The organism is Avibacterium volantium (genome assembly GCF_900635775.1).
GTDB lineage: Bacteria > Pseudomonadota > Gammaproteobacteria > Enterobacterales > Pasteurellaceae > Avibacterium > Avibacterium volantium.
Genome location: NZ_LR134167.1, coordinates 1,507,028 through 1,532,819 on the forward strand (window position 1 = coordinate 1,507,028; position 25,792 = coordinate 1,532,819).

Genomic DNA, 25,792 nt, shown 5'->3' on the forward strand with positions numbered 1-25,792 from the left:
TTGATGAACTCTAACCAAGTGTTATCATCTAGCCTTTGTATTTCAAAGGGTGTGATGATGAAAGTTGGATTAGTGTTAGAAGGCGGTGCGATGCGCGGAATGTTCACCGCTGGCGTGCTTGATGTATTTCTTAAAGAAAATGTGCATATTGACGGCATTGTGAGCGTATCGGCTGGTGCGCTATTTGGTGTAAATTATCCTTCTAAACAAGCAGGGCGTGTCATTCGTTATAACCTAAAATACTTGAATGATAAACGCTATCTCGGCTTTACTAGCCTATTTACCACGGGCAATATTGTGAATAAGGATTTCGCTTTTTATCAAGTGCCGTTCACCCTTGATCCCTTTGATAACGAAACGTTCAAACAAGCCAATACAGATTTCTACACCACGCTCACCAATATTGAAACGGGGGAAGCAGAATATGTAAAAATCACCGATCCTTTTGCCCAGATGGAAACCTTACGCGCCACTTCCGCAATGCCTTTTGTTTCGCAATATGTTGAAATTAATGGTAAAAAATATTTAGATGGCGGAATTGCCGACAGTATTCCATTGGATTTTTGTCAAAACTTAGGTTATGAAAAAATTATCGTTATTTTGACCCGCACTTTAGATTATCGCAAAAAACCGTCAGCAAAATGGCTGATTAATTGGTTCTACCGCAAATATCCACGCCTTGCCGAAAAGCTTATTCAACGTGCGGAAGACTATAATCAACAAATCGAGAAAATTATTAAGCTAGAACAGGAAGGAAAAATTTTCGTCATTCGCCCACCGCAAGATCTGCACATCAAACGTATTGAGAAAGATCCGCGAAAAATTCAGGCGATGTATGAATTAGGGCTGAATGAAGCAGAAAAACAAATGGATAATCTTAGACATTATCTTGAAAAATAAAAAACAGCGTCCTTACAACAAGAACGCTACACCTCAAGCAAAATTAAAATTGCAGCTTCCCCGCCCCATTCTTTTGGTGCTTGATGTAAGGCTCGAACACGGGGATGCTGCACAAGCCAACGAGGGATTTGGCGTTTCAACGTATAAGTTCCATAGCCTGTCATAATGCTTGCACAATAGATATGCTCTTTTTCACAAGCTTGAATTAGCGCCGCTAACTCCAATTTCGCTTTCTCTCGGGTTAAACCGTGCAAATCCAAAAACAGCTCTGGAGAAAAATCACCACGGCGTAATTGCTTAAGCAGATAGGAATCCTCCCCCTCGCGCAAATATTTCACCGCCCCCTCTTCATTCAACAAAGGCTCATATTCGTCAGAAAAAAAGAACAAGGTATCTTCCCTTTCACGTTGCTCACGCTGCTCTTGTTTTTGCTTATTTTTTCTATAAGCTGGCACAAATTCATTTTGCTTTAAAGGCGTAGCCCCTCGCACCGCATCACGAAACAATGCCATATCTTCATCGTTTAGCATATTTATTACTATAAACTTAGTTCCACAATACCTACAATTCTATCATAGAACTAGTTTCATTATTTCATTACGATAGAATCGCTTTACATTTGATTGAATTTCTACTCCCCCCAGCGTTGGAATAAATCCTGCTCTAGCTCAATGCCAAATTGATCGCATAGGCGGTTAATGCTTTGGTTAATAATATCATCAATGCTTTCAGGGCGATGGTAAAAGGCGGGCATTAGAGGCATTATGGTTGCGCCAATTTCAGCCGCCTGCGTCATTAAACGTAAATGGCCTAAATGTAGCGGGGTTTCGCGTACGCAAAGAAAAAGCGGTTTGCGCTCTTTTAAACACACGTCTGCGGCGCGAGTGATGAGATCATCGGTGTAACTGTGCGCAATGCCTGATAAGGTTTTGATTGAACAAGGCAGAATCACCATTCCCAAAGTGCGGTAAGATCCCGAAGAAATTGCTGCGCCAATATCGCGCACATCATAGGTTTGATCCGCCAAGGCACGCACTTGTTGAACGCTGTAATCCGTTTCTGCGCCCAAGGTTTGCTTGGCGGCGTTGCTGATAATTAAGTGGGTTTCAAGATCAGGGACGTTTTTCAATACTTCCAATAAACGTATCGCATAAATCGCCCCTGAAGCGCCTGTGATGGCAATAATTAAACGTTGTTTGCTCATTAGCTCTCGTTGTGCATTTCAAGATTGGTCGCGTCTTTCTCACGCTTTTTCTTGGCACTATCATTGCGTAAATCAGCAATATGATCAAGATATTCTGGCGTAATGTCCCCTGTAACATATTTTCCAGTGAACACTGAGCAATCAAAATCTTTAATCGCAGGATTTTCTTGCTGAACAGATTGAGTAAGCGCATCAAGATCTTGGAAAATCAATTTATCCACGCCAATGAGTTTGGCAATTTCGTCCACTTCTCTTCCATAAGCAATGAGTTCGTGTTTTGTTGGCATATCAATGCCGTACACATTTGGATAACGAATTTCTGGTGCTGCTGAGGCAAAATAGATTTTTTTCGCCCCTGCAGCGCGCGCCATATCTACAATTTGCTCTGAGGTGGTACCGCGTACAATGGAATCGTCCACTAATAGCACATTTTTGCCTTTAAACTCAGAAGAAATGGTATTCAGTTTGCGGCGTACTGCACTTACGCGCTGCGTTTGCCCCGGCATAATAAAGGTACGCCCTACATAGCGATTTTTCACAAAACCTTGACGATAGGGCTTGTTTAAAATATGGGCGATTTGTAAAGCAATATCATTGGACGTTTCAGGCACAGGGATCACCACATCAATGTCTAAATCTGGCCATTCACGGGCAATTTTTTCGCCTAAATATTTTCCCATATGCACGCGCGCGGCATAGACAGAAACGCCATCAATATAGGAATCTGGACGAGCAAAATAAACGTACTCAAAAATGCACGGCGTTAATTTTGGATTATCCGCGCATTGTTGTGCATAAAATTGGCCATCAAAGGTGATATAAACCGCTTCGCCCGGTTGAATATCGCGTACAAATTCAAAGCCAACCACATCAAGTGCGGTGCTTTCTGACGCAAAAATATATTCTGTTTTGCCATTTTCTTCCCGCTTTCCTAACACCAAAGGGCGGATACCATTAGGATCGCGAAACGCCACCATTCCGTGTCCGATAATCATTGCGATGCAAGCATAAGCCCCACGAATGTCATTGTTCGTAGCTTTAATGGCGTGGAAAATGTCTTCAGGCGAAAGATGCTGGGTATAAATATGATCAAGATGATAAGCAAGAATATTGAGCAAAATCTCTGAATCAGAATTGGTATTAACGTGGCGGCGGGCGCGTTCGTATAAAGTTTTTTTCAGCTGTTCAGAATTGGTTAAATTGCCGTTATGCACAAGGGTTAAGCCATAAGGCGAGTTCACATAAAAAGGCTGAGCTTCAGAAACGCTGGAGCTACCTGCTGTCGGGTAACGAACGTGTCCGATACCAGCATTACCTTGCAAACGTAGCATATGTACTTGCTGGAAAACATCGCTCACCAGCCCATTTGCCTTGCGTAAGCGGAAGCGATTTTCATCGTCAATGGTAACGATTCCCGCTGCATCTTGCCCGCGATGTTGCAACACGGTTAAGCCATCATAAATAGCTTGGTTTACTGGACTTTGACCGATAATACCGACAATACCACACATTCGTGTTATCCCCTATTGAGTTAATGTTGAGTTTAATAAACTGGAATTTTCCTGAATTTTTTGGAAGAACCATTCCACGATAAAACCAAAGTGCGGGATTAATTTTGATTCTTTCCACACTTCACTTTGGCTAAAGTTGGTAAAGGTATCTACGAAAAATAATAAGGCAGCAACAATTAGCACGCCACGCAATAAACCGAAACAGCCACCTAAAACGCGATCAGTGCCTGATAAACCAGTTTTATCTACCAATTGGCTGACTAAATAATTCACAATCGCGCCAATAATTAAGGTGGCAATAAATAAGATGGCAATGGCGGCGCCGTTACGAATATATCCTGATTCAATTTGAGTTAAAAAGTTGGCGACATAGGGATAAAAATGATTTGCCACCAGAAAGGCAACGACCCAGCTTGCAAGGGACATCACCTCACGCACGAAACCACGCAAAAGGCTGACAATAATAGAAAAGGCAATAATTCCGATAATGATAAAATCTAAATAATTGTTCACGAAAATAATCTCTACAAAATATAGGATATTTATGACCGCCGCGTATTCTAGCAAAAAACGAAAACGTTTGCGTAGCATTATTTGCAGTTTTTTATCCTAAGGGTTAAAAAGTAGCGTACTATATCACTCGCTCTTGGTAGGATCAACAAAGCACGCGTTAAGAAAATTATAAGGATTGCCAAAAGTCTGCGGGCAATTTTTGCTCGGCTTTTTTTAATACTGATGCCAGATCTTGATAAGTGGGATTGTCTGGCACATTAACACCACTACCCGCTTTTTCCAATTGCTGACAAATTTGCGAAAATTGCACCGCACTTTGTGGCGGTAATGGCGTTTGTGCGCGTTTGCCAAGCCAATAAAGCCCTTGCAAAGGTAAACACAAGGAAAAAAGTGCGGTTAAAATGGTCGCAGCTAATGCCACCATATCCTCTTTGGCATAAATTTGTTGCCACACTAACGCAAACACCGCCAGAAATGGCATCAGTTTTTGCGAAAATTGGGTGGCTTTGATAACGCGGTTTTCGGGAAAAATCATTCCTAACTTGGGAATTAATGGCCAAGTATCAAGATAAATCTGCCCCTGCTTAAGTGCGGTGAAAAATTTCATTATTTTCCTTGTTATGATGAACGGTTATCCATTCGTTCATTATAGCCCATTCTTTTTCTTCATCTTGTGATTATTTTTATAAAAAAATTTTAATTTTTAATCATTTTTTTGATAAATGTCGCATTTTTTCCACCTTGAGAATTTATTTTATTGAGTGAACAGTGTATCCTATACAGGATCTAACGACTTTTATATGTCGCTCCGTTTAGGCTATTTAGACGGAATCCTTTTAACTTAATTAAAAATAGGTTACTTATGTCTCAAAAATTAGTTCTCGTACTTAACTGCGGTAGTTCATCACTTAAATTTTCTATTTTAGACCCTGTAACAGGTGAAGAAAAATTATCTGGTCTTGCAGAAGCTTTCCACCTGCCAGATGCGCGTATCAAATGGAAATTGCACGGTGAAAAAGGCAATGCGGAATTAGGTGCTGGTGCGGCACATAGCGAAGCGCTTGCATTTATTGTGAACAATATTTTCCCATTAGATCCATCATTAAAAGATGAGATTGTGGCAATTGGTCACCGTATTGTTCACGGTGGTGAGAAATTCACTTCTTCTGTAATCATCAATGATGAAGTTATTCAAGGGATTAAAGACGCGATCCAATTTGCGCCATTACACAACCCTGCGCACTTAATCGGTATTGAAGAAGCGTTCAAAATGTTCCCGCACTTAAAAGATAAAAACGTGGCGGTGTTTGATACAGCATTCCATACCACAATGCCTGAAGAAGCGTTCTTATACGCTATTCCTTATTCTTTATATAAAGATCACGGTGTTCGCCGCTACGGTGCGCACGGTACAAGCCATTTCTATGTAAGCCAACAAGCAGCTGAGCGTTTAAACGTACCTGCGGATCAAGTAAATGTGATCACTTGTCACTTAGGTAACGGTGCATCAGTAGCTGCCGTTCGTCACGGTAAATGTATTGATACATCAATGGGCTTAACCCCATTAGAAGGCTTAGTAATGGGTACACGTTCTGGTGATTTAGACCCTGCAATCATTTTCTACCTACACGATAACCTAGGTATGAGCGTTGAAGAAATCAACACCCTATTAACCAAAAAATCAGGTTTATTAGGTTTAACAGAAGTAACCAGCGACTGTCGTTATGCAGAAGATAACTATGATGCAGAAGCCGCAGCAAAACGTGCATTAGATGTATTCTGCTATCGTTTAGCAAAATATATCGGTTCATATATGGCAGTTATCGGTGAGCGTTTAGATGCTATCGTGTTCACTGGTGGTATTGGTGAAAACTCAGGACTTGTTCGTGAAAAAACCTTAGAGCATTTAAAACTCTTCGGCTATAAACTAGATAACGACAAAAACCTTGCAGCGCGCTTTGGTAACGAAGGCGTGATCACCACAGATAACACCCCTGTTGCAATGGTTATCCCAACAAACGAAGAATTAGTAATCGCACAAGATACTGCAAAACTTTGTAGCTAATTTTATAAACAGACTGCCGAATTATTCGGCAGTTTCTTTTTCATCATTTAACCTGAAGGTTTATTATGTCTCGCACAATTATTCTTATTCCTGTGAGTGCTGGCGTTGGTTTAACCAGTGTTAGCCTTGGTTTAATTCGTTCGCTTGAAGAAAAAGGCGCGAAAATTGGTTTTATGAAACCCATTTCACAACCAAATACTGGCGAAGATAAACTTGATCGCAGCACTTCTATCGTTCGTACTAGCACTTCTATTGAAACCGCTGAGCCATTTATGCTAAGCGTGGCGGAAAGCTTAATCGGACAAAATCAATCTGATGTTTTATTAGAGAAAATTGTTGAAAATCACCAACAATTAGCTAAAAACAATGAAATTATCATTGTTGAAGGTTTAATCCCAACGCGCAAACATAGCTATGCCAACAGCATTAACTATGAAATTGCCCAAGCGCTAGATGCAGAAATCATTTTGGTTGCTGCCCCTTCAACAGAAACACCAGAGCAGCTGAAAGAGCGTGTAGAAGCCGCTGCTTCACAATTTGGTGGTAAAAATAATAAAAACTTACTGGGTGTGGTTATCAACAAATTCAATGCACCAATTGATGAATCTGGCCGTACTCGCCCTGATTTAAGTGAGATTTTTGACGCTTATCAACATAGCCATAGCAACGTGGCTGAAGTGTATAAATTATTTGAAAAAAGTCCAATCAAAGTGCTTGCTTGTATTCCTTGGAATGCAGAACTTATCGCAACTCGTGTGATTGATTTGGTTAAACACTTAGGCGCAGCCATTATCAATGAGGGCGAAATTCAAACTCGCCGTATTCGCAGCATTACGTTCTGTGCAAGAAGCTTGCCAAATATGGTGGAACACTTCCGCAATGGTAGCTTGTTAGTGACTTCCGCAGATCGTCCTGATGTATTAGTTGCTGCTGCCCTTGCTGCAAGTAATGGCATTGAATTAGGTGGTTTGCTTTTAACTGGCGGATATAAATTAGATAGCCAAATCAAAAAACTGTGCCAACCTGTTTTTGAAAGCACAGGATTGCCAATTTTCCGTATTGAGGGTAACACTTGGCAAACCGCTCTTGCATTACAAAGCTTCAACCTTGAAGTGCCAGTCGATGATAAAGAGCGTATTGAAAGCATTAAACAATACACTAGCCAACAATTTGATGCAGACTTTGTTAATTCAATTGTGGCAGAATCTTCTCGCCAACGCCGCTTATCACCGCCTGCGTTCCGTTTCCAATTAACCGAATTAGCACGCCAAGCGAAAAAACGCATTGTGTTGCCTGAAGGAGACGAGCCGCGTACCATCAAAGCTGCTGCCCTTTGTGCAGAACGTGGTATTGCAGAATGTGTACTTTTAGCTAACCCTGCTGACGTTCAACGTGTGGCAGAAGCGCAAGGCGTACAATTAGGCAAAGGCATCACCATTATTGATCCAGCAAGCGTGCGTGAAAACTATGTGGCCCGTTTAGTCGAACTGCGTAAAAACAAAGGTATGACCGAAGCGCTTGCCCGTGAGCAACTAGAAGACACCGTGGTACTTGGCACGATGATGTTAGAAGCCAACGAAGTTGATGGCTTGGTTTCAGGTGCGGTTCACACCACAGCGAACACCATTCGTCCGCCAATGCAAATTATCAAAACAGCACCAGGTAACTCCATTGTTTCTTCAATCTTCTTTATGTTACTGCCAGATCAAGTGCTTGTTTATGGTGACTGCGCAGTAAACCCAGCTCCAACAGCAGAACAGCTTGCAGAAATCGCAATTCAATCAGCAGATTCTGCGAAAGCCTTTGGTATCGATCCAAAAGTGGCAATGATTTCCTACTCTACGGGTACATCAGGTAGCGGTGCGGACGTTGAAAAAGTGAAAGAAGCAACACGCCTTGCGCAAGAAAAACGCCCAGATCTTATCATTGACGGCCCATTACAATATGATGCGGCAATTATGGAAGATGTGGCTCGTTCTAAAGCACCAAACTCACCAGTTGCAGGTAAAGCCACCGTATTCGTGTTCCCAGATCTGAATACAGGTAACACCACTTATAAAGCGGTACAACGCTCTGCGGATCTCGTTTCTATTGGCCCTATGCTACAAGGTATGCGTAAGCCAGTGAACGACCTTTCTCGCGGTGCATTAGTCGATGATATTGTGTACACCATTGCATTAACAGCAATCCAAGCAACACAATAACAAAAACTCAGAAAAAACCGACCGCACTTTAAATCTGCGCTTTTCCCTTAAAAATAGCGGTTAAGCGCAGATTTTTTTACATCAAAATTTTCTATGAAAAAATGCATAATGATGACAAAATCACCGCATTAAGCTATAAAATTCACCACTTACAAAAGTTTCAGTCTTTACATAAAATAACAATTCATTACTCAAAAAATATCTTTTCATTTAATTTCAATGAGTTAAATCTATCCGATTAAATTTTTTCAAAATTAATACGTAAAAAAATGTAAATAGTAGTTTATTTTTCTACATTTTTGTTACAGACTATGCACCGCAAACGTGGGGTTTGTATCTCATTATTGAATTATTTATTTAGGAGTAAAAATGAAAAAATCATTATTAGCCGCATTAGTATTAGGCGCAACCTTAACTGTAACTGGCTGTTTCGATAAAGAAAGCAAAGTTTCAGCACAAGTTGAAAATGCAAAATCAAGCGTTTCTGAAGCGAAAGACGCTGTCGCTCAAGCAGCATCAGATGTTAAAGATGCAGCAGTTGAAGCAGCAAAAGATGTGAAAGACACTGCAGTATCAAAAATTACTGAAGCTAAAGATGTAATCACTGAAAAAGCAAGCTCAATGGCTGACGCAGCTACTCAAAAAGTGACTGAAATGAAAGATGCAGCGGCTGAGAAAGTAACTTCTATGGCTGATGCTGCTACTGAAAAAGCAGCTGAAATGAAAGACGCAGCAGTAGAAAAAGTAACTGGCGCTAAAGACGCAGTAGCAGAAAAAGCAGCAGATGTAAAAGACGCTGCAATGGATAAAGTTGCTGATGTTAAAGATGCTGCCGTAGAAGCAAAAGATGCCGCAGTTGAAAAAGCGAGTTCAGCGGTTGATTCAGCAGCACAAAAAGCGGCTGAAGTAAAAGATGCCGCAATGGACAAAGCCGCAGCTGTTAAAGATGCAGCTGTAGAAGCAAAAGATGCTGCAGTTGAAAAAGTAACTGAAGCGAAAGACGCAGCAGTTGAAAAAGTTGAAAGTTTAACTAAATAATTTAGTCATCGAGTTATGATTAAAAAAGGCTAGAAATATTCTAGCCTTTTTACTTTATTTCTCTTTAAATTCAATCAATTCCTTGATAGAATTACCGAGTTTTTGGGGCTGATTCTGGATTCGACGGGATTAGCGAAGCCCAAGGTGCACGTCGAGGTGCGGTTGGCCTCGTAAATAAACCGCAAAAAAATAGTCGCAAACGACGAACAATACGCTTTAGCAGCTTAATAACCTGCTCATAGCCTTCTCTCCCCAGCTTCCGCTCGTAAGACGGGGATAAAGAGGAGTCAAACCCAAACGAGATCGCGTGGACGCCTCCGCTTGAGGATCGAAACGTTAAATTGAATCAAGCTAGCTTAACTATCGCGTGTCTGTCCGCAGTGGTTAAGTGAAATTAAAGACTAGACTAAACGTGTAGTGCTGAAGGTAGAGTAATTTCGGACGGGGGTTCAACTCCCCCCAGCTCCACCAGTTCTTTTTCTAACAAACCTATAACCAACTTTTTTGCTTTTTAAAATAAAGATTTATTAATTATATAATTCAATATATACTGATAAAAATTTCTTTTAATTGGAATAGTAAAATGAGAAGTTTTATTTTAGGGTATTTAGGCAGTTCTGATAGTTCTAGTAGTGATAAGAGAAGTAAGAATGTGGGGCTTGATATACATATCAATCTATGGAACAGCCAATATGACAGAAATAAATATTATATTGATATAGGATTAATGATAGAAGATATATCATTAGTGGAAAGTATCCTTATATATGTACCATTTAAAATATTAAAACCAGAAGATTTAGCCAAAACACTTGTCCAAGATCGCCGTCTGCTAAGCGCTATATTTAATAAAAAAGTAAACACTAATAGCTATGAGGGAGTTCGTGAACATCTACAAATAGATGACGATGACGTCATCTTATATAAATTAAGAGATGAGCAATTTCGATATACTCCTTACTCAGAATATACTAAAATAGAAATTCAATGCACTAATATACTATCAAAGCGCGAAACTGAAAATGATCCTAAGTTAAAAAAATATAAAAAATATTACTTCCGCTTCAGAATAAAACCTGAGAATATTAGTACTATTATAAAGAAAGAAAACCAAGATAATAAGGTATGGCAGGATCCCTCCTTACGCACTACTGAAACCATTGACTTTAGAATAAATGAATTACGCTCATGCCCCGACGAACTTAGAGAGAGTTATTTAGAACAAAGAAACTTTGATATTAAAACTATTCATTACTTAATTATTAGAAATTCAAGTGATACATTCATTAATGTAGATAGTAAAGCTTTGACAAGTAGATTATTAGAACATGAGATATGGGAAAATTATCTCCCTAAAGAAATAGATAAAGAAAAAGATATGATGGCTTATCATTTTAAAGAAAAAAATAATGATGGAATCAAAGTCTATACGAATCTATCACAATTTAGTTATCTATTTAATGTAAAAAAACGGTTATGTATATATTTCCTTATTAGTATGTTCATTGCTATTATTGCATCATATATATCGTCATTTATTTATGACCATCTATAACACATAGGAATTAGGAATGAAAAAAAATTGGAAAATCCAATATTTTTCTGAAATTAAGCCAGAAGAATTAAAAAAAGATTTTTTAGACTTAACTGCTAGTTTTCTTATAGATAATTCAATTCTCCCCTCTGAAGAGATGTATCCCGGAATCTCAGATTGGTTTGACAAGAAAGTTAAATCTGAAGTGAGTAATAATCCTAAGGAACGAGAAATCTTACTTGTTACTACTAAAGAACATAATCGTTTGAAAATAATTGCGATACTTATTCTAAAAAACAAAAATGGAGAGAAAAAAATATGTACTATCCGGGTTGATGAGAAATATCGAAAACAGGGAATAGGGAACGCATTATTTGATAAGGCTTTTAAATATTTAGATACAGATAGTCCCTTAATAACAGTATCAGAAGAATGTGACCCTTCATTAAAAAAACTTCTTAAGAAATACAACTTTAAGCAAACATCTAAAAAGAAAAACTTATATAGAGAAGGAAAATTAGAGTACTTTTACAATGAACATATTACTATCGATTAAACCAAAATATGTAGAAAAAATCTTTAGTGGGGAGAAAATATATGAATATAGAAAAATCATTCCTAATCGTAAAAATATCAAAAAAGTAATTATATATTCTAGTAGTCCAATTTCAGCTATAGTAGGAGAATTTGAAATAGATAGAATTTTGAAAGATACTCCATCTAAACTGTGGGAAAAAACTAAAAATTATTCAGGTATATCTCATGAGTTTTATCAAAAATATTTCAATAAGTCCACGCATGCATACGCATTCAAACTAAAAAATGTTGTAAAATACTCTCGACCTAGAAAAATATCAGAATTTGGAGACTTTCACTCTCCTCCACAATCTTTTTTTTATATCTCAGATTAGTAAACAAAATTGTTACTTTTTAAATATCAGCAATAATTTTTATTCAAAAAAATCCTCTATACACATAATATTATGACTTTTACTAATCCTTTGTGATTATTTAATTGACGTTTAAGATGTTTAAATAAGCCATTAAGTCTATTGTTGCCCTTTCAATATTTATTTCTTTACGCTTCTCAAAAGAAAATGAATAATTTATTCAACACTAGAGTGTAATAAATCTCTTCTTTCATCTCGCACAAGATAATAGCAATGTTTTGAAACTATCATCACTAAAATGCCGAAATAACGACCGAAAAAAATCGTATCTATAACAATTGTTCATATATGATTCACTTTACCATGTTGCTTTATTCTTACACTTTGGCAAATAAGTAATTTTTTGTTCATATTTACTTAACGCCTTATACTATAAGACTTTAAGTTGTTTTTTATTCCTAAGCATAGATAAGAATAACGTTTCCTCAAAAACACAACATCATAACTACTTCTAACCAAGGAAAATTCTCAATAAAAAACGGTAGAAATTCTTATCAAATTCCTACCGCACTTATGTTTTCAATGAAGATGAAAAATTAGAACCCTTCTTTCAAACTTACGGTTAAGTTGAAAATCAGGTGTTCTGGGTGGCTGTCTTTGCTATCGGCACAGAAATAGCCTTCACGTTCAAATTGGTAGGCTTTTTCTTCTTGTGCGTTAGCTAAACTTTTTTCCACAAAACCGTGTTTTACCACCAAAGAATTTGGATTTAACACTTCGTAAAGCTCTTCAGCTGCGCTTGGGTTTGGTACAGTGAATAATTTGTCGTATAAACGGAATTCCGCTGGTACATTGTCTGTGGCAGAAACCCAATGAATCACGCCTTTGACTTTACGCCCGTCCGCAGGATTTTTGCCTAAGGTTTCAGGATCATAAGTACAATAAACGGTGGTGATGTTGCCCTCTACGTCTTTTTCCACACGCTCCGCTTTGATCACATAAGCATTGCGCAGACGCACTTCTTTGCCCAATACTAAACGTTTATATTGTTTGTTCGCTTCTTCACGGAAATCCGCTTGGTCAATATAAATTTCTTTGGTAAATGGTAATTGGCGATGACCTAATTCTTCGCGATTCGGGTGATTTGGCGCAGAAAGCATTTCTTGTCCGTCAAAGTTTTCAATCACGATTTTTAATGGATTAATCACGGCCATTGCACGCGGTGCATTTTGGTTAAGATCATCACGAATACAAGATTCTAACGCACTAAATTCCACCACGTTATCTTGCTTAGTTACCCCAATACGGCGGCAAAATTCACGGATTGACGCTGGCGTATAACCACGGCGGCGTAAACCTGAAATGGTCGGCATACGCGGATCGTTCCAACCATCAACCACTTCATCTTCTACTAATTTCAACAATTTACGCTTAGACGTGAGGGTATATTCCAAGTTCAAACGTGAAAATTCATACTGATGTGGCAATGGGCGTGGAATGGAAATATGCTCAAGCACCCAATCGTATAAACGGCGGTTATCTTGGAATTCCAAGGTACATAATGAATGCGTAATGCCCTCAATAGCATCGGAAATACAATGGGTGAAATCGTACATTGGGTAAATGCACCATTTATCCCCTGTATTGTGATGTTCCGCAAATTTAATGCGGTATAACACCGGATCACGCATTACCATAAACGGCGATGCCATATCAATTTTGGCGCGCAAACTGGCTTTCCCTTCGGCAAACTCGCCATTTTTCATTTTTTCGAATAAGGCTAAGTTTTCTTCCACGCTACGATCACGGTAAGGGCTGTTTTTTCCCGGTTCGGTCAATGTACCACGATATTCACGCATTTGTTCAGGTGAAAGCTCATCAACGTAAGCCAAACCTTTCTCAATTAATTCAATGGCATAGCCATAAAGCGCATCGAAATAATCGGACGCATAACGTGCCTTCCCTTCCCAATGGAAACCAAGCCATTCCACATCTTGTTTAATGGAATCGACATATTCCACATCTTCTTTAACAGGGTTGGTGTCGTCAAAACGCAAGTTACACAAGCCTTTGTAATCTTCTGCAATACCAAAGTTTAAGCAGATCGATTTTGCGTGACCAATATGTAAATAGCCATTTGGCTCAGGTGGAAAACGGGTGTAAACGTGGTTTACTTTCCCTGTTTCCAAATCTTCATCAATAATATGACGAATAAAATTGGTAGGTTGATGTTCGTTCTCTGTAATATGGCTCATTTTGACCTCAAAATATTCTCGATTTTTGTAAAAAAATTGTTGTTCATTCTACTATGTTTAACGGCAGAATTCAAAAGTGCGGTTGATTTTCCTTAGATAAATGATACAATTCACGCCCTAAAATGAACGAACGTTCATTCAGTGTAAATTTATTTTTCTTAAGGTCTTCTTAAGAAAGGTTTTCTACTATAATCATCGAATAAAACGATTGTTATTTTTCTCGGAGTTTTTATGCGTAAAAAAACGATTTTTTCCCTACTTGCCGTTGGGTTAGTGGCATTTGGTGCTTATAGTTATTTCACCCATTCTAATCAACAAGAAACCACCTATTTAACAGAAAATGTGCGCCGTGGCGAAATCAAAAAATCCGTCATCACCGCAGGCACTGTTCGTGCATATAACCGTGTGGAAGTGGGTGCGCAAGCCTCGGGTAAAATTGAAAAAATTCACGTTGTATTGGGGCAACATATCAAACAAGGGGATTTAATCGCTGAAATTGACTCTAAAAATCAAGTGAATGCGTTAAATTCAGCACAAGCGGAATTAAAAGCCTACCAAGCTCAGCTAAATGCAAAACAAGTAGCTTATAATGTGGCGAAATCTGCCTATGATCGCCTTGCGAAATTATATGCGAGTAAATCCACTTCTTTAGATGAACTGAATGCGGCAAAAAATAATTTATCCGCAGCCAAAGCGGCGATTTCTGAAGTGGAAGCTGCCATTCAGCGTGCGGAAATTCAAGTAGATACGGCAAAAACTAATTTACAATATACCCAAATTCTTTCGCCTTTAGACGGTACAGTGCTGTCCATTCCCGTATCCGAAGGGCAAACGGTGAACGCCAACCAAACTACCCCAACCATTGTGCAAGTGGCGGATTTAAGCAAAATGCTGATTAAACCAGAAATTTCTGAAGGCGACATCACCAAAGTGAAAGCAGGAATGGCCGTAGAATTTACCACTCTTTCTGAGCCAGACAAAGTCTATCATTCCACCATTCATTCCGTTGATCCCGCCATTACCACGCTCACAGATAACGAATATAAAGAAAGCGTTTCAGATACTAGTGCGGTTTATTACTATGCTAATGTCTTAATAGATAATCCTGATAACCAACTGCGCATTGGAATGACGACGCAAAATACCATTATCATTGCTGATGCAGAAGATACGCTACTTGTTCCTACTATCACGTTACACAAAGATGGAAAAGAAACCTTTGTTAATATTTTGAAAGATAATGATAAAGTAGAAAAACGCACCGTTGTTACAGGGTTAAGTGATGATATGAATACGCAAATTTTAAATGGCTTGGAAGAAGGGGAAAAAGTGATTTCCTCACAAGTAACCAGCGATGAAAAAGTGGGAAATAATTTCCGCGGCCCTCGAATTTTATAAAGTGCGGTGGTTTTTTTATGAATATTATTGAATTAAGCCACATCAACAAATTTTTCGGTGAAGGCGAAAACCGCACTCAGGTGTTAAAAGACATCAATTTAGATATTAAAAAAGGCGATTTTATTGCCATTATTGGCCAATCAGGCTCAGGCAAATCTACTTTAATGAACATTATTGGCTGCTTGGACACAGCGACATCTGGCTCTTATAAAGTCGATGGTTTAGAAGTCAGCCAACTCAATCGTGATCAGCTTTCTGATTTACGGCAGAAAAAATTTGGCTTTATTTTTCAACGCTATAACCTGCTCTCAACACTAAGTGCGGTGGAAAATGTGGCACTTCCTGCCATTTATGCTGGCATCGATCAGCCTACTCGCCTACAACGAGCCAAACAATTATTAGAAAAATTAGGCTTAGGCGATCGCTTAGAAAACAAGCCAAATCAGCTTTCAGGTGGGCAACAACAGCGTGTGAGTATTGCGCGTGCCTTGATGAATGGGGGCGAAATTATTCTAGCCGATGAACCTACTGGCGCATTAGATAGCAAAAGTGGCGAAACGGTGATGGATATTCTCACCCAGCTACACAGCGAGGGTCATACCATTATTTTGGTCACGCACGATAAAAACGTGGCAAATTTTGCTAATCGCATTATTGAGATCAAAGATGGCAAAATTATTGAAGATCGCCGCAAATCGGAACAAATTACCCAAAAACAAGACATTGCACCGCAAAGCAATAAAAGCCGATTACAATTTTATAAAGATCAATTTATTGAATCTTTCAAAATGTCCATTAAAGCCATTGTGGCGCATAAACTGCGTTCCTTACTGACAATGTTAGGCATTATTATTGGTATTACTTCAGTGGTTTGCGTGGTTGCCTTGGGTAACGGCTCGCAACAAAAAATCCTTAGCAATATCAATGCGATGGGAACAAACACAATGGATATTTATAACGGTACGGGTTTTGGCGATCGGCGCGCGGCGAAAAATCAAAATCTTACCGTGGCGGATGCCGATATGCTTGCCAAACAAAGCTATATTGCCAGTGTTACGCCAAATAGCTCGGTGAACGGCACACTCACTTACGGCAACCAAAGTTTCACCGCCCAAGTGCGTGGTGTGGGTGAGCAATATTTTAATGTGCGCGGTTTAAGCAAAGCTGAAGGCTCATTTTTCAGCGCAGACGCCGTAAAACATAGCGAACAAGTGGCCGTGATTGATGAAAACACGTTACGCGAAGTGTTCAACAATCAAAATCCCCTTGGCAAAGTTTTAATGATTAATAAAAAACCATTGCGTGTTATTGGCGTGGCAACGAGCAATAATATGGGAATGAATAGCTCAAGTTTAAATATTTATATCCCTTACACAACGGCGATGAACAAAATTTCGGGCAATCAAAAAATTAGCTCAATCACGGTAAAAATTCGTGATGAAATTAGTTCTAAAGTAGCAGAAAAAGATCTCACTCGCTTGCTCACCGTACGCCACGGCAAAAAAGATTTTTTCGTATTCAACACCGATACCATTAAGCAAACCATTGAAAGCACCACAAATACAATGAAGTTGCTGATTTCTTCCATTGCCATTATTTCCCTTGTGGTAGGCGGCATTGGGGTGATGAATATTATGCTGGTTTCAGTAACCGAGCGAACCAAAGAAATTGGCGTGCGAATGGCCATTGGCGCAAGACAATTTAACATCTTGCAACAATTTTTAATTGAAGCGGTGCTGATTTGCTTAATTGGTGGCATCACTGGCGTGGTGCTATCGATGGTGCTAGGCGCAGTGTTTAATTGGCTGGTGAGAGATTTTACCATGATCTTTTCCACCTTCTCGATTATCGCCGCGCTGCTCTGCTCAAGCTTAATTGGGGTGATTTTTGGCTATATGCCAGCAAAAAATGCTTCGCAATTAAATCCAATTACCGCTTTAGCTCAGGAATAGTTTTTTGATAAAATTTCAACCATCAGGCAATAAAAAATCGGCAAAATTACACCGCACTTTATTTGCTTACGATTTTATTTAATAAGGAAAAAATGATGTTAAAACAATCCAAACTCTCACTTGCTATTGGCTTGTCTGTGTTGTTAGCTGGCTGTGCGAATCTTGACGATTCTTACAAAGCATCACAACAAGATTTCCAACAATATGAAGAATTAACCAAACAATACAACATTCAAGAAAATTGGTGGACGCTGTATAAAGATCCACAGCTTAATCAATTAGTTGAGCAAGCTTTGGAAAATAACAAAGATTTAGCCAAAGCTGCCATTGCTGTAAATACGGCACTTTATAACGCGAATTTAATCGGCGCAAATTTAGTACCAAATTTCAGTGGTTCGGTTTCTTCTTCAGCTAACAAAAATATTCACGATGGCGGCTCTTCAGTGATTAGCCACGGTGGTGCATTAAACGTGAGTTACACCCTAGATTTATGGCGTCGTTTAGCTGATTCTGCTTCTGCCGCAGAATGGCGACACGCTGCCAGCGAACAAGATCTTGAAGCAGCGCGCATTTCATTAATCAACTCCGTGATCTTAACCTACTATCAACTTGGTTACTTAAATGATGCGATTAGTACCGTGAATAAAACCATCAATTACTATTCCGAAATTAACCGCATTATGCAAAATAAATTCCGCCAAGGCGTGGCAGATCGCGCAAGTTCCGATCAAGCACAACAAGCGGTTTTAACGGCACGCAACAGCTTAATCAATTACCAAACGCAAAAGAAAACGGCTGAAGCCACATTGCGTAACTTACTGAATTTAAAACCAACTGAGCCATTAAAAGTGAACTACCCGCATATTCTTAAAGTGAAAAATGTGGGGGTAAATCTTAATGTGCCTCTTTCTGCCATTGCCAACCGTCCAGACGTGAAAGGCTATCAATATCGCTTAAACAGCGCTTTCAAAGATGCCAAAGCAATGCAAAAAAGCTGGTTCCCAACCATTACCTTGGGTGGAAGTTTAGGTTCTAGCGGCAATAAAATTGACAACGCATTCAACACCCCTATCGCAGGCGGAACGGTCGGAATTAGCTTGCCATTCTTGAGCTGGAACACGGTGAAATGGAACGTGAAAATTTCAGAATCGGCTTATGATCTTGCACTTGTCAACTTTGAACAAAGCATTACCAAAGCCTTAAATGATATTGACACCAACTATTTTGCTTACAACCAAGCGCGTCAAAACTTCGCCAACTTGCAGCAAACCTACAACTACAACAAACGCATCACGCAATATTACAAAAACCGCTATGATGCAGGCATTGCAGAACTAAGAGAATGGTTAAACGCCGCAAGCACGGAACGCAACTCCGAGCTTTCCATTTTGAATGCAAAATACAACCTCATTCAAAGCGAAAACGCCGTATATAGCGCAATGGGTGGCTATTACTCCGTAAAATAATTGCTATTGAGTAACGATTAAAACAAAAGTGCGGTGAAAAAATCAAAAATTTTTTCACCGCACTTTTTCTTTTGGTTCTTATTTAGAAGAGTTAGATCTCATTAATAATACGATATACCCAGTTTTCTAATGGATCCTTTAATCGCTGCATTTCCGCTCGCATTTCTTCTAGCATTTCTTTTTTAATTAAACGATAGTCAGGATCGTAAAACAGGTTCTGTAATTCTTCAGGATCGTTAAGAACATCATACAACTCTCCTACATCACTTGCATTGAAGACCAATTTATAATCTTTCCTACGCCACATTCTCTGTTCAAAATAAACAAAATGCCCTGCAAGTTGAGCTAATACTCCCTTACGATCATTGGATTTATTTTCTCGCAAAATAGGCAATAGGCTTTCGCCTTGGAAAGTTTCTGGAACAGCTTGCCCAGCAACATCAAACACCGTTGAAGTCAAATCGTGCAGATAAACTAAATTATCGTCCACTTCATTGATACGTGAAGATTCAGGATCTTTAATAATCAGTGGAATATTGTAGGTAGTATCAAACATAAACTCACCTTTTTCAATCATTCTATGTGCGCCCATTGCATCGCCGTGATCTGCGGTGGCAACAATAAAACAATCCTGATAAAGATTATGTTTTTCAAGGAAGTCAAATAATTCACCGATAGCATCATCAATTAAGGTGATATACCCCCAGAATTTGGTGATCACTTCCTTCCAACGTTCTTCACTTGCTTCCCACATTCCCCACATTTTAGAAATGGTACGATAATGGCCGGGTTTACCTTCTAAAGGTTTAAAGAAACTTTCATCAAGGACGACATCTTTTGGATCATACATTGAATAATAAGGCTCAGGAACAATGCAAGGCGTATGCGGCCCCCAGAAATTAATCCAAGTAAAGAAAGGCTTATGCTCAGCAAGAGATTCTAAAATAAAGCTTTTCGCTTCATCAATAATAAAATAGGGAATCGTCTGTTCTTTTGTTCCTGAAAGTAAACCACACAATTCTTGTACTCTTAAATGTGGGTTATCACCAAAATAAGCTAGGCTGACTTCTGGCGTAGGGAAGCCTTTTTCTGCAAGCCATTCAGGGTAACGATTCGGCTGGGTAGGCGCTTGATCAAACACTAAATTTTTATAAACGTGGCTGCCTGGGTAGCCATATCCGTCAAAATTATGCCCTTTAATGCCGTAATCTCTCGGAACAGATCTCGTACCAACGTGCCATTTTCCTGCAACATAGCAATTATAGCCATCTAGTTTTCCGATATGCGGCTGTTCTACGGGAATTTCGCCTGTTCCGCCCTTCTCACCATTTCGAATAATGCCATGGGTAGAAGGCATTTGCCCTGTAAAGAGCGATGTTCTGGCTGGGCCACAAACGGAAGCTGGCGTGAAGGCATTATCAAAACGAACACCTTCTCTCGCTAAACGATCTAAATTCGGGGTTTTTACAATCTTATGTCCATAAGTACCAAGCATATCTTTTCTAACTTGATCTAAAAGAATATAAATGACATTTTTCATTGGTTACACCTTTTTCTTATTTCGACCAATTACCACAAATAAAATCACTTGAAGAATTGCGTAGGCAGCAAGTACCCAAAGTGGTTTACCATTTTCTGAAGCAAGCCCAATTGGAGAAAGCAACGCATAAAGAGAAACTAAACCTAATGCAAGAGATGCCACAGTGATATTAACATATTCCCAGTTGCTTAAATCTACATTACTTTGGTTTGACACATTATCAACATAAGGTGTTTTTCTGCGTAAGAACGAACCTAATACTAGCATTAATACGACATCAAAAACGAATAGTGCAGCCATTACATACACAAAATTCACTTTTACATTAAATACCCAAACAATAAGGAAATATAAAATAACATGTACCAATAAGGCAATACGCGCTGCTAGTCCCGATACAGTTTTATTGAATAATCCCACTGCAAATAGTGCAACAATAGGAATATTCACAAAACCTGCAAAACGTTTAGTCAGTAAGAAAATGCCATCTGTACCAAACATAAGCAATGGTCCAATAATGATGGTGATAACTGCCATGACTGCCGAGACTTTTTTCGCATAAACAATTAATTCAGTTTCACTAAAGGTTCTTTTGGTTAGTGAAGGCAATAAGTCTTTACAATAAATTGTTGCTGCTGAATTTAAGAATGAATTGAATGTACTTAAAATTGCCCCAAATAAAGCCGCAATAAAGAAGCCTTGTAGGACTGTTGGCAAAACGCGATTAACTAATTCAGGATAAGATAAATCAATTGGATTTAGTCCTTCACCTAAAATATGGAAACTCAGCAAACCTGGTAAATTAAGAATAATCGGCAATAAGAGCAAGAAAAGCGCAGCAATTAAAATCCCTTTTTGCCCTGCTTTTAAATCTTTCGCACCTAATGCACGTTGCACAATCGCTTGATTAGTTGTCCAATAGAAAAAGTTTACGATCAAAATCCCCGTAAACATTGCTGGCCAAGGTACAGCATCTGTCGCACTACCAATAGCATTAAATTTTTCAACGTGCGTTGTACCAATAATATGCAAGCCTTCCATAAAACTGCCATTGCCTAAATAAATTAAGGCAAAAATTGGTACTAGAATAGCCCCAATTATAAGGATAATTGCATTCGCCGTATCTGATACTGCCACCGCTTTTAAGCCACCAAAAATAGCGTAAATCGCACCAATAAAACCTATCGCCATTACGGTATAAACAATAGATTCACCATAGCTAATTCCAAATACGGTTTCTAAATTGAAGATTTTATTGAAGGCAATTGCCCCTGTATAAAGTGCGGTGGGAATAACGATAAATAAATAGAATACTAAAAATAACCCTGACATTATTAAGCGTGTTTGACGATCAAAACGGCTTTCAAAGAATTCTGGAATTGTCGTGTAGCCATTGCGAATATATTTCGGTAATAAATACAAAGCCAAAAAACAAAGCGGAATGACTGATTGAACCGTCCAAGCAATAATAGAAAAATTGCCTTTATAGGAATTGGCATTGACACCAATTAATTGTTCAGTAGAAAGTGAAGTTAATACCATTGAACAACCAATGACAACTGCACTCAACCCTCGTCCAGCAAGAAAATATCCTTTAGCTGTTGATAAATCATCATTTCTGGTTTTCCGCCAAGAAATCCAAGCAACAAAGCCAGTGACAATAATAAAACTGAAAACTGTCAGAAACATCACTTCCTCCCTATTAGCAGATTAAACTCATAATGAGATTAGTCTATTTACAATAAAGTGCCTATGACAGTAGTCATACTTTGGCTGTGATATTGATCACAAATCTTTCAGTTTAATTAGAATTAAATAAACATTCTTTTTCGCATAAAAAAGCCTTTCATCAGAAAGGCTTTTGAGAAGAACTTAGAAAATTATTTTTTCTTTTTCGCTTTCGGATTCGGTAAATCCGTGATTGAACCTTCAAACACTTCTGCCGCTAAGCCCACAGATTCGTGTAAGGTTGGGTGAGCGTGGATAGTTAATGCAAGATCTTCTGCATCACAACCCATTTCAATGGCAAGGCCGATTTCACCTAGCAATTCACCACCGTTTGTTCCAACAATTGCACCACCGATAATGCGGTGAGTGTCTTTATCGAAGATCAATTTGGTTAAACCATCTGCACAGTCAGAGGCGATTGCACGACCTGACGCTGCCCAAGGGAATTTCGCCACTTCGTAGTTAATGCCTTCGGCTTTACATTCTTTCTCGGTTTTACCTACCCAAGCCACTTCTGGCTCAGTGTATGCGATAGATGGAATCACTTTCGGATTGAAATAGTGTTTTTGTCCTGCAATAACTTCTGCTGCAACGTGGCCTTCGTGTACGCCTTTGTGAGCAAGCATTGGTTGTCCCACAATATCACCAATCGCGAAGATGTGTGGTACGTTGGTACGCATTTGTTTATCTGTATGGATAAAGCCGCGATCGTCCACTTCTACACCAGCGACATTGGCATCGATCAATTTACCATTTGGTGTACGACCGATTGCCACTAATACAGCATCATAACGGCGTGTTTCGTTCGCTGCTTTGCCTTCCATTGAGACATAAATACCGTCTTCTTTCGCTTCAACTGCGGTTACTTTGGTTTCAAGTAATAAGTTGAATTTCTTCTCGATACGTTTAGTGTAGATTTGAACAATATCTTTATCCGCTGCTGGGATCACTTGATCAAACATTTCTACTACGTCAATGTTAGAACCGAGTGCGTGATATACCGTACCCATTTCAAGACCGATAATACCACCGCCCATAATTAATAGGTTTTTCGGCACTTCTTTTAATTTAAGTGCGTCTGTTGAATCCCAAATGCGTGGATCTTCGTGTGGGATAAATGGTAATTGAATTGGACGTGAACCTGCTGCGATAATAGCATTATCAAAATGAATAGTGGTTTCCCCTTCATCGCCTGCAACGATAATGGTGTTAGGGCCTGAGAATTTACCGTAACCATTTACCACTTGCACTTTACGCATTTTAGCCATTCCAGCTAAGCCGCCGGTTAATTGGTTGATTACTTTTTCTTTCCAACCACGGATTTTGTCAATGTCAGTTTGTGGTTCGCCAAACACGATACCGTGTTCTGCTAAAGATTTTGCTTCTTCAATGACTTTGGCAACGTGTAATAAGGCTTTAGATGGGATACAACCCACATTCAAGCACACCCCACCAAGGGTTGAATAACGTTCAACGATAACGGTATCCAAGCCTAAGTCCGCACAACGGAATGCCGCAGAATAACCTGCTGGGCCTGCACCAAGTACAACAACTTGTGTTTTAATCTCTTTATTCATTTTTTACCTCGTTAAATTGTTGCGATTTTTACACCGCACTTTAACTAAACAGCGTTTCCCATTATCAATGAGAAACGCTAAGGAAATTACATTACTAAACGGCGAAGGTCGCTTAATACGCCATTGATGAAGGTGATAAATCTTGCACCGTCTGCCCCATCGATCACACGGTGATCGTAAGAGAGCGATAATGGTAACATTAAGCGTGGGGTGAATTCTTTACCGTTCCACACTGGTGTCATTTCAGATTTAGACACACCTAAAATAGCCACTTCTGGCGCATTCACGATTGGGGTAAATTGTGTACCGCCAATACCGCCTAGGCTTGAAATGGTGAAACAACCACCTTGCATATCAGATGCGGTTAATTTACCTGCACGTGCTTTTTTCGAGATTTCGGCTAATTCACGTGAAAGCTCGATGATGCCTTTTTTGTTTACATCTTTAAATACAGGCACAACTAAGCCGTTTGGTGTATCTACCGCTACACCAATGTTGATGTATTTTTTCAAGATCAAGCTTTGTGCATCTTCAGATAATGAGCTATTAAAGCGTGGGTAAGCTTCTAAGGCTTTCGCTACCGCTTTCATAATAAACACAAGTGGGGTGATTTTTACATCAAGTTTTTGTTTTTCCGCAAGCACATTTTGCTCTTTACGGAATTGCTCTAAATCTGTGATGTCTGCTTTATCCCATTGTGTTACGTGTGGAATCATTACCCAGTTACGGTGTAAGTTTGCACCAGAGATTTTTTGGATACGGCCTAATTCAACTTGTTCTACTTCACCGAATTTGCTGAAGTCCACTTTCGGCCAAGGGAGTAAGCCTAAACCTGCACCATTCGCTGCACCTGTTGATGCTGCAGATACAGAACCGCTTTCTACCGCTTTCACCGCGGCTTTCACATAGGCTTGAACGTCTTCTTTCAGGATACGACCTTTACGGCCTGTTCCTTTCACTTTATCTAGGTTTACCCCAAACTCACGAGCTAAACGGCGAACCACAGGGGTTGCGTGAGCAAAACTTGCACTTGCTGTAACTTCTGCTTGGTTAGCAGGCTGCGCTGATTGTACTGGCGCAGCAGGTGCTGCCGCTTGAGTTTGTGCAGGTGCTGTCGCTGCTGGTTGAGCCGCTGGGGCTGCTGCAGGTGCTGAACCCGCTACTTCAAAACGCATAATTAATGAACCAGTTGAAACTTTATCCCCTGATTTCACTAAGATTTCTTTCACTACACCGGCAAATGGTGCAGGAACTTCCATTGAAGCTTTGTCGCCCTCAACAGTGATTAATGATTGCTCTTCAGAAACGCTATCCCCCACAGCAACCATAATTTCAGTTACGTTTACTTCATCACCGCCAATATCTGGAACGTGAACATCTTGTACGCCACCAGATACTGCTGCAGGTGCTGCTGGTGCTTCAGCAGCTGGCGCTGCGGCAGTGGTTTCAAATTTCATCACTAATGAACCCGTTGAAACTTTATCACCTACTTTGATAAGAATTTCTTTTACCACACCAGCCACAGGTGCAGGCACTTCCATAGAAGCTTTATCGCCTTCTACGTTTAAGATAGATTGCTCTTCTGCAACGCTATCGCCTACGTTTACTAAAATTTCAGTTACGTTTACTTCATCGCCACCGATATCTGGAACGTGAATTTCAATCACAGAACCACCCGCACTTTGCGGTGCTGCTGGTGCTGCAGCTTTTTCTTCAGCGGCAGGTGCTGGTGCAGCTGCTGCCCCTTCTAAAATAAACATTGGTGTACCAGTTGAAACTTTATCGCCAACTTTTACTAATACTTCTTTAATTACACCAGCTTCTGGTGAAGGTACTTCCATTGATGCTTTATCGCCTTCAACATTAATTACTGATTGATCAACTTCAACCGTGTCACCTGCTTTTACCATTACTTCGGTAACGGTTACTTCATCGCCACCAATATCTGGAATTTGAATTTCTTTAGCCATTTTCTTTTTTCCTCAAAACTCCCCCTACCAAAGCAAGGGGAGCGATG

20 protein-coding genes and 1 other RNA gene are annotated in these 25,792 nt (G+C 39.5%); 11 read left to right on the top strand and 10 right to left on the bottom strand.

Translation table 11 applies throughout. The annotated features are described in order from the left end of the window. Window positions 1-57: 57 nt before the first annotated feature. Window positions 58-900, top strand: a complete 843-nt coding sequence (locus tag ELZ61_RS07285) for a patatin-like phospholipase family protein (protein ID WP_126373630.1) — start codon at window positions 58-60, stop codon at window positions 898-900. 26 nt (window positions 901-926) lie between these two features. On the opposite strand, the gene smrB is transcribed toward ELZ61_RS07285, so the two are convergent. The 5 genes from smrB to yfbV form a co-directional block, all read right to left on the bottom strand. Continuing rightward, on the bottom strand, window positions 927-1,430 hold the full coding sequence (gene smrB, locus ELZ61_RS07290) for an endonuclease SmrB (RefSeq protein WP_126372541.1): 504 nt from the start codon (window positions 1,428-1,430) through the stop codon (window positions 927-929). 101 nt (window positions 1,431-1,531) lie between these two features. Next, window positions 1,532-2,104, bottom strand: coding sequence for a UbiX family flavin prenyltransferase (locus ELZ61_RS07295; RefSeq protein WP_126372543.1), 573 nt, complete (start codon window positions 2,102-2,104; stop codon window positions 1,532-1,534). Then, window positions 2,104-3,615 carry an amidophosphoribosyltransferase gene (purF, locus tag ELZ61_RS07300; RefSeq protein ID WP_126372545.1) on the bottom strand — a complete coding sequence of 504 codons (1,512 nt, stop codon included), beginning with the start codon at window positions 3,613-3,615 and terminating at the stop codon, window positions 2,104-2,106. Before purF ends, ELZ61_RS07295 begins: the two co-directional genes overlap by 1 nt. A gap of 12 nt (window positions 3,616-3,627) precedes the next feature. Further along, complete coding sequence (locus ELZ61_RS07305) at window positions 3,628-4,128, bottom strand: CvpA family protein (protein ID WP_103852888.1); 501 nt, start codon at window positions 4,126-4,128, stop codon at window positions 3,628-3,630. Between the two features lie 166 nt (window positions 4,129-4,294). Next, a complete protein-coding gene (gene yfbV, locus ELZ61_RS07310; protein ID WP_126372547.1) occupies window positions 4,295-4,735 on the bottom strand; it encodes a terminus macrodomain insulation protein YfbV in 441 nt (146 codons plus the stop codon). Window positions 4,736-4,990: 255 nt separating this feature from the next. On the opposite strand from yfbV, the gene ELZ61_RS07315 reads away from it, so the two are divergent. The 7 genes from ELZ61_RS07315 to ELZ61_RS07345 all read left to right on the top strand — a co-directional run bounded on the left by ELZ61_RS07315 (window position 4,991) and on the right by ELZ61_RS07345 (window position 11,880). Beyond that, on the top strand, window positions 4,991-6,193 hold the full coding sequence (locus tag ELZ61_RS07315) for an acetate kinase (protein ID WP_126372549.1): 1,203 nt from the start codon (window positions 4,991-4,993) through the stop codon (window positions 6,191-6,193). A 65-nt stretch (window positions 6,194-6,258) separates the two neighbouring features. Continuing rightward, window positions 6,259-8,397 carry a phosphate acetyltransferase gene (pta, locus tag ELZ61_RS07320; protein ID WP_126372551.1) on the top strand — a complete coding sequence of 713 codons (2,139 nt, stop codon included), beginning with the start codon at window positions 6,259-6,261 and terminating at the stop codon, window positions 8,395-8,397. Between the two features lie 369 nt (window positions 8,398-8,766). Further along, window positions 8,767-9,435, top strand: coding sequence for a hypothetical protein (locus tag ELZ61_RS07325; protein WP_126372553.1), 669 nt, complete (start codon window positions 8,767-8,769; stop codon window positions 9,433-9,435). A gap of 104 nt (window positions 9,436-9,539) precedes the next feature. Next, window positions 9,540-9,906: a transfer-messenger RNA gene (gene ssrA / locus ELZ61_RS07330) on the top strand. A gap of 112 nt (window positions 9,907-10,018) precedes the next feature. Continuing rightward, complete coding sequence (locus tag ELZ61_RS07335; RefSeq protein WP_126372555.1) at window positions 10,019-10,990, top strand: hypothetical protein; 972 nt, start codon at window positions 10,019-10,021, stop codon at window positions 10,988-10,990. A 16-nt stretch (window positions 10,991-11,006) separates the two neighbouring features. Then, window positions 11,007-11,525: a GNAT family N-acetyltransferase gene (locus ELZ61_RS07340; protein WP_126372557.1), complete on the top strand. Its 519-nt coding sequence runs from the start codon at window positions 11,007-11,009 to the stop codon at window positions 11,523-11,525. After that, the gene (locus ELZ61_RS07345; protein ID WP_126372559.1) at window positions 11,503-11,880 is read left to right on the top strand and encodes an ASCH domain-containing protein; all 378 of its coding nucleotides are present in this window, start codon (window positions 11,503-11,505) and stop codon (window positions 11,878-11,880) included. The genes ELZ61_RS07340 and ELZ61_RS07345 overlap by 23 nt, the downstream gene beginning before the upstream one ends. Before the next feature lie 575 nt (window positions 11,881-12,455). Here ELZ61_RS07345 and glnS read toward each other — a convergent pair. Beyond that, entirely contained in the window at window positions 12,456-14,114 is a 1,659-nt protein-coding gene (gene glnS / locus ELZ61_RS07350; protein ID WP_126372561.1) for a glutamine--tRNA ligase, read from the bottom strand. Between the two features lie 231 nt (window positions 14,115-14,345). Here glnS and ELZ61_RS07355 point away from each other — a divergent pair, with 231 nt between their 5' ends. The 3 genes from ELZ61_RS07355 (at window position 14,346) to tdeA (ending at window position 18,930) form a co-directional block, all read left to right on the top strand. Beyond that, window positions 14,346-15,512 (top strand): efflux RND transporter periplasmic adaptor subunit, encoded by a 1,167-nt coding sequence (locus ELZ61_RS07355; RefSeq protein ID WP_126372563.1) that lies wholly within the window; start codon window positions 14,346-14,348, stop codon window positions 15,510-15,512. Window positions 15,513-15,529: 17 nt separating this feature from the next. Continuing rightward, on the top strand, window positions 15,530-17,464 hold the full coding sequence (locus ELZ61_RS07360; protein ID WP_126372565.1) for a MacB family efflux pump subunit: 1,935 nt from the start codon (window positions 15,530-15,532) through the stop codon (window positions 17,462-17,464). 95 nt (window positions 17,465-17,559) lie between these two features. Beyond that, a complete protein-coding gene (gene tdeA / locus ELZ61_RS07365) occupies window positions 17,560-18,930 on the top strand; it encodes a toxin/drug exporter TdeA (protein WP_126373632.1) in 1,371 nt (456 codons plus the stop codon). Window positions 18,931-19,021: 91 nt separating this feature from the next. Here the strand turns inward: tdeA and ELZ61_RS07370 are convergent, their stop codons facing one another. The 4 genes from ELZ61_RS07370 to aceF all read right to left on the bottom strand — a co-directional run bounded on the left by ELZ61_RS07370 (window position 19,022) and on the right by aceF (window position 25,745). Then, on the bottom strand, window positions 19,022-20,470 hold the full coding sequence (locus ELZ61_RS07370) for a sulfatase family protein (protein ID WP_126372567.1): 1,449 nt from the start codon (window positions 20,468-20,470) through the stop codon (window positions 19,022-19,024). Window positions 20,471-20,473: 3 nt separating this feature from the next. After that, window positions 20,474-22,159 (bottom strand): solute:sodium symporter family transporter, encoded by a 1,686-nt coding sequence (locus ELZ61_RS07375; RefSeq protein WP_126372569.1) that lies wholly within the window; start codon window positions 22,157-22,159, stop codon window positions 20,474-20,476. 191 nt (window positions 22,160-22,350) lie between these two features. Further along, the gene (gene lpdA / locus ELZ61_RS07380; protein WP_126372571.1) at window positions 22,351-23,775 is read right to left on the bottom strand and encodes a dihydrolipoyl dehydrogenase; all 1,425 of its coding nucleotides are present in this window, start codon (window positions 23,773-23,775) and stop codon (window positions 22,351-22,353) included. Between the two features lie 86 nt (window positions 23,776-23,861). Beyond that, window positions 23,862-25,745 (bottom strand): pyruvate dehydrogenase complex dihydrolipoyllysine-residue acetyltransferase, encoded by a 1,884-nt coding sequence (gene aceF, locus ELZ61_RS07385; RefSeq protein WP_126372573.1) that lies wholly within the window; start codon window positions 25,743-25,745, stop codon window positions 23,862-23,864. Between the last annotated feature and the right edge of the window lie 47 nt (window positions 25,746-25,792).

Excerpts from the sequence above, each read along its gene's own strand:
- ELZ61_RS07295 (WP_126372543.1), bottom strand. The coding sequence starts at position 2,104 with ATGAGCAAACAACGTTTAATTATTGCCATCACAGGCGCTTCAGGGGCG.
- purF (WP_126372545.1), bottom strand. The coding sequence starts at position 3,615 with ATGTGTGGTATTGTCGGTATTATCGGTCAAAGTCCAGTAAACCAAGCT.
- yfbV (WP_126372547.1), bottom strand. The coding sequence starts at position 4,735 with ATGAAATTTTTCACCGCACTTAAGCAGGGGCAGATTTATCTTGATACT.
- aceF (WP_126372573.1), bottom strand. The coding sequence starts at position 25,745 with ATGGCTAAAGAAATTCAAATTCCAGATATTGGTGGCGATGAAGTAACC.
- glnS (WP_126372561.1), bottom strand. The coding sequence starts at position 14,114 with ATGAGCCATATTACAGAGAACGAACATCAACCTACCAATTTTATTCGT.
- ELZ61_RS07375 (WP_126372569.1), bottom strand. The coding sequence starts at position 22,159 with ATGTTTCTGACAGTTTTCAGTTTTATTATTGTCACTGGCTTTGTTGCT.
- tdeA (WP_126373632.1), top strand. The coding sequence starts at position 17,560 with ATGTTAAAACAATCCAAACTCTCACTTGCTATTGGCTTGTCTGTGTTG.
- smrB (WP_126372541.1), bottom strand. The coding sequence starts at position 1,430 with ATGCTAAACGATGAAGATATGGCATTGTTTCGTGATGCGGTGCGAGGG.
- ELZ61_RS07355 (WP_126372563.1), top strand. The coding sequence starts at position 14,346 with ATGCGTAAAAAAACGATTTTTTCCCTACTTGCCGTTGGGTTAGTGGCA.
- ELZ61_RS07360 (WP_126372565.1), top strand. The coding sequence starts at position 15,530 with ATGAATATTATTGAATTAAGCCACATCAACAAATTTTTCGGTGAAGGC.
- ELZ61_RS07285 (WP_126373630.1), top strand. The coding sequence starts at position 58 with ATGAAAGTTGGATTAGTGTTAGAAGGCGGTGCGATGCGCGGAATGTTC.
- ELZ61_RS07335 (WP_126372555.1), top strand. The coding sequence starts at position 10,019 with ATGAGAAGTTTTATTTTAGGGTATTTAGGCAGTTCTGATAGTTCTAGT.
- ELZ61_RS07325 (WP_126372553.1), top strand. The coding sequence starts at position 8,767 with ATGAAAAAATCATTATTAGCCGCATTAGTATTAGGCGCAACCTTAACT.
- ELZ61_RS07315 (WP_126372549.1), top strand. The coding sequence starts at position 4,991 with ATGTCTCAAAAATTAGTTCTCGTACTTAACTGCGGTAGTTCATCACTT.
- ELZ61_RS07370 (WP_126372567.1), bottom strand. The coding sequence starts at position 20,470 with ATGAAAAATGTCATTTATATTCTTTTAGATCAAGTTAGAAAAGATATG.
- ELZ61_RS07340 (WP_126372557.1), top strand. The coding sequence starts at position 11,007 with ATGAAAAAAAATTGGAAAATCCAATATTTTTCTGAAATTAAGCCAGAA.
- pta (WP_126372551.1), top strand. The coding sequence starts at position 6,259 with ATGTCTCGCACAATTATTCTTATTCCTGTGAGTGCTGGCGTTGGTTTA.
- ELZ61_RS07345 (WP_126372559.1), top strand. The coding sequence starts at position 11,503 with ATGAACATATTACTATCGATTAAACCAAAATATGTAGAAAAAATCTTT.
- lpdA (WP_126372571.1), bottom strand. The coding sequence starts at position 23,775 with ATGAATAAAGAGATTAAAACACAAGTTGTTGTACTTGGTGCAGGCCCA.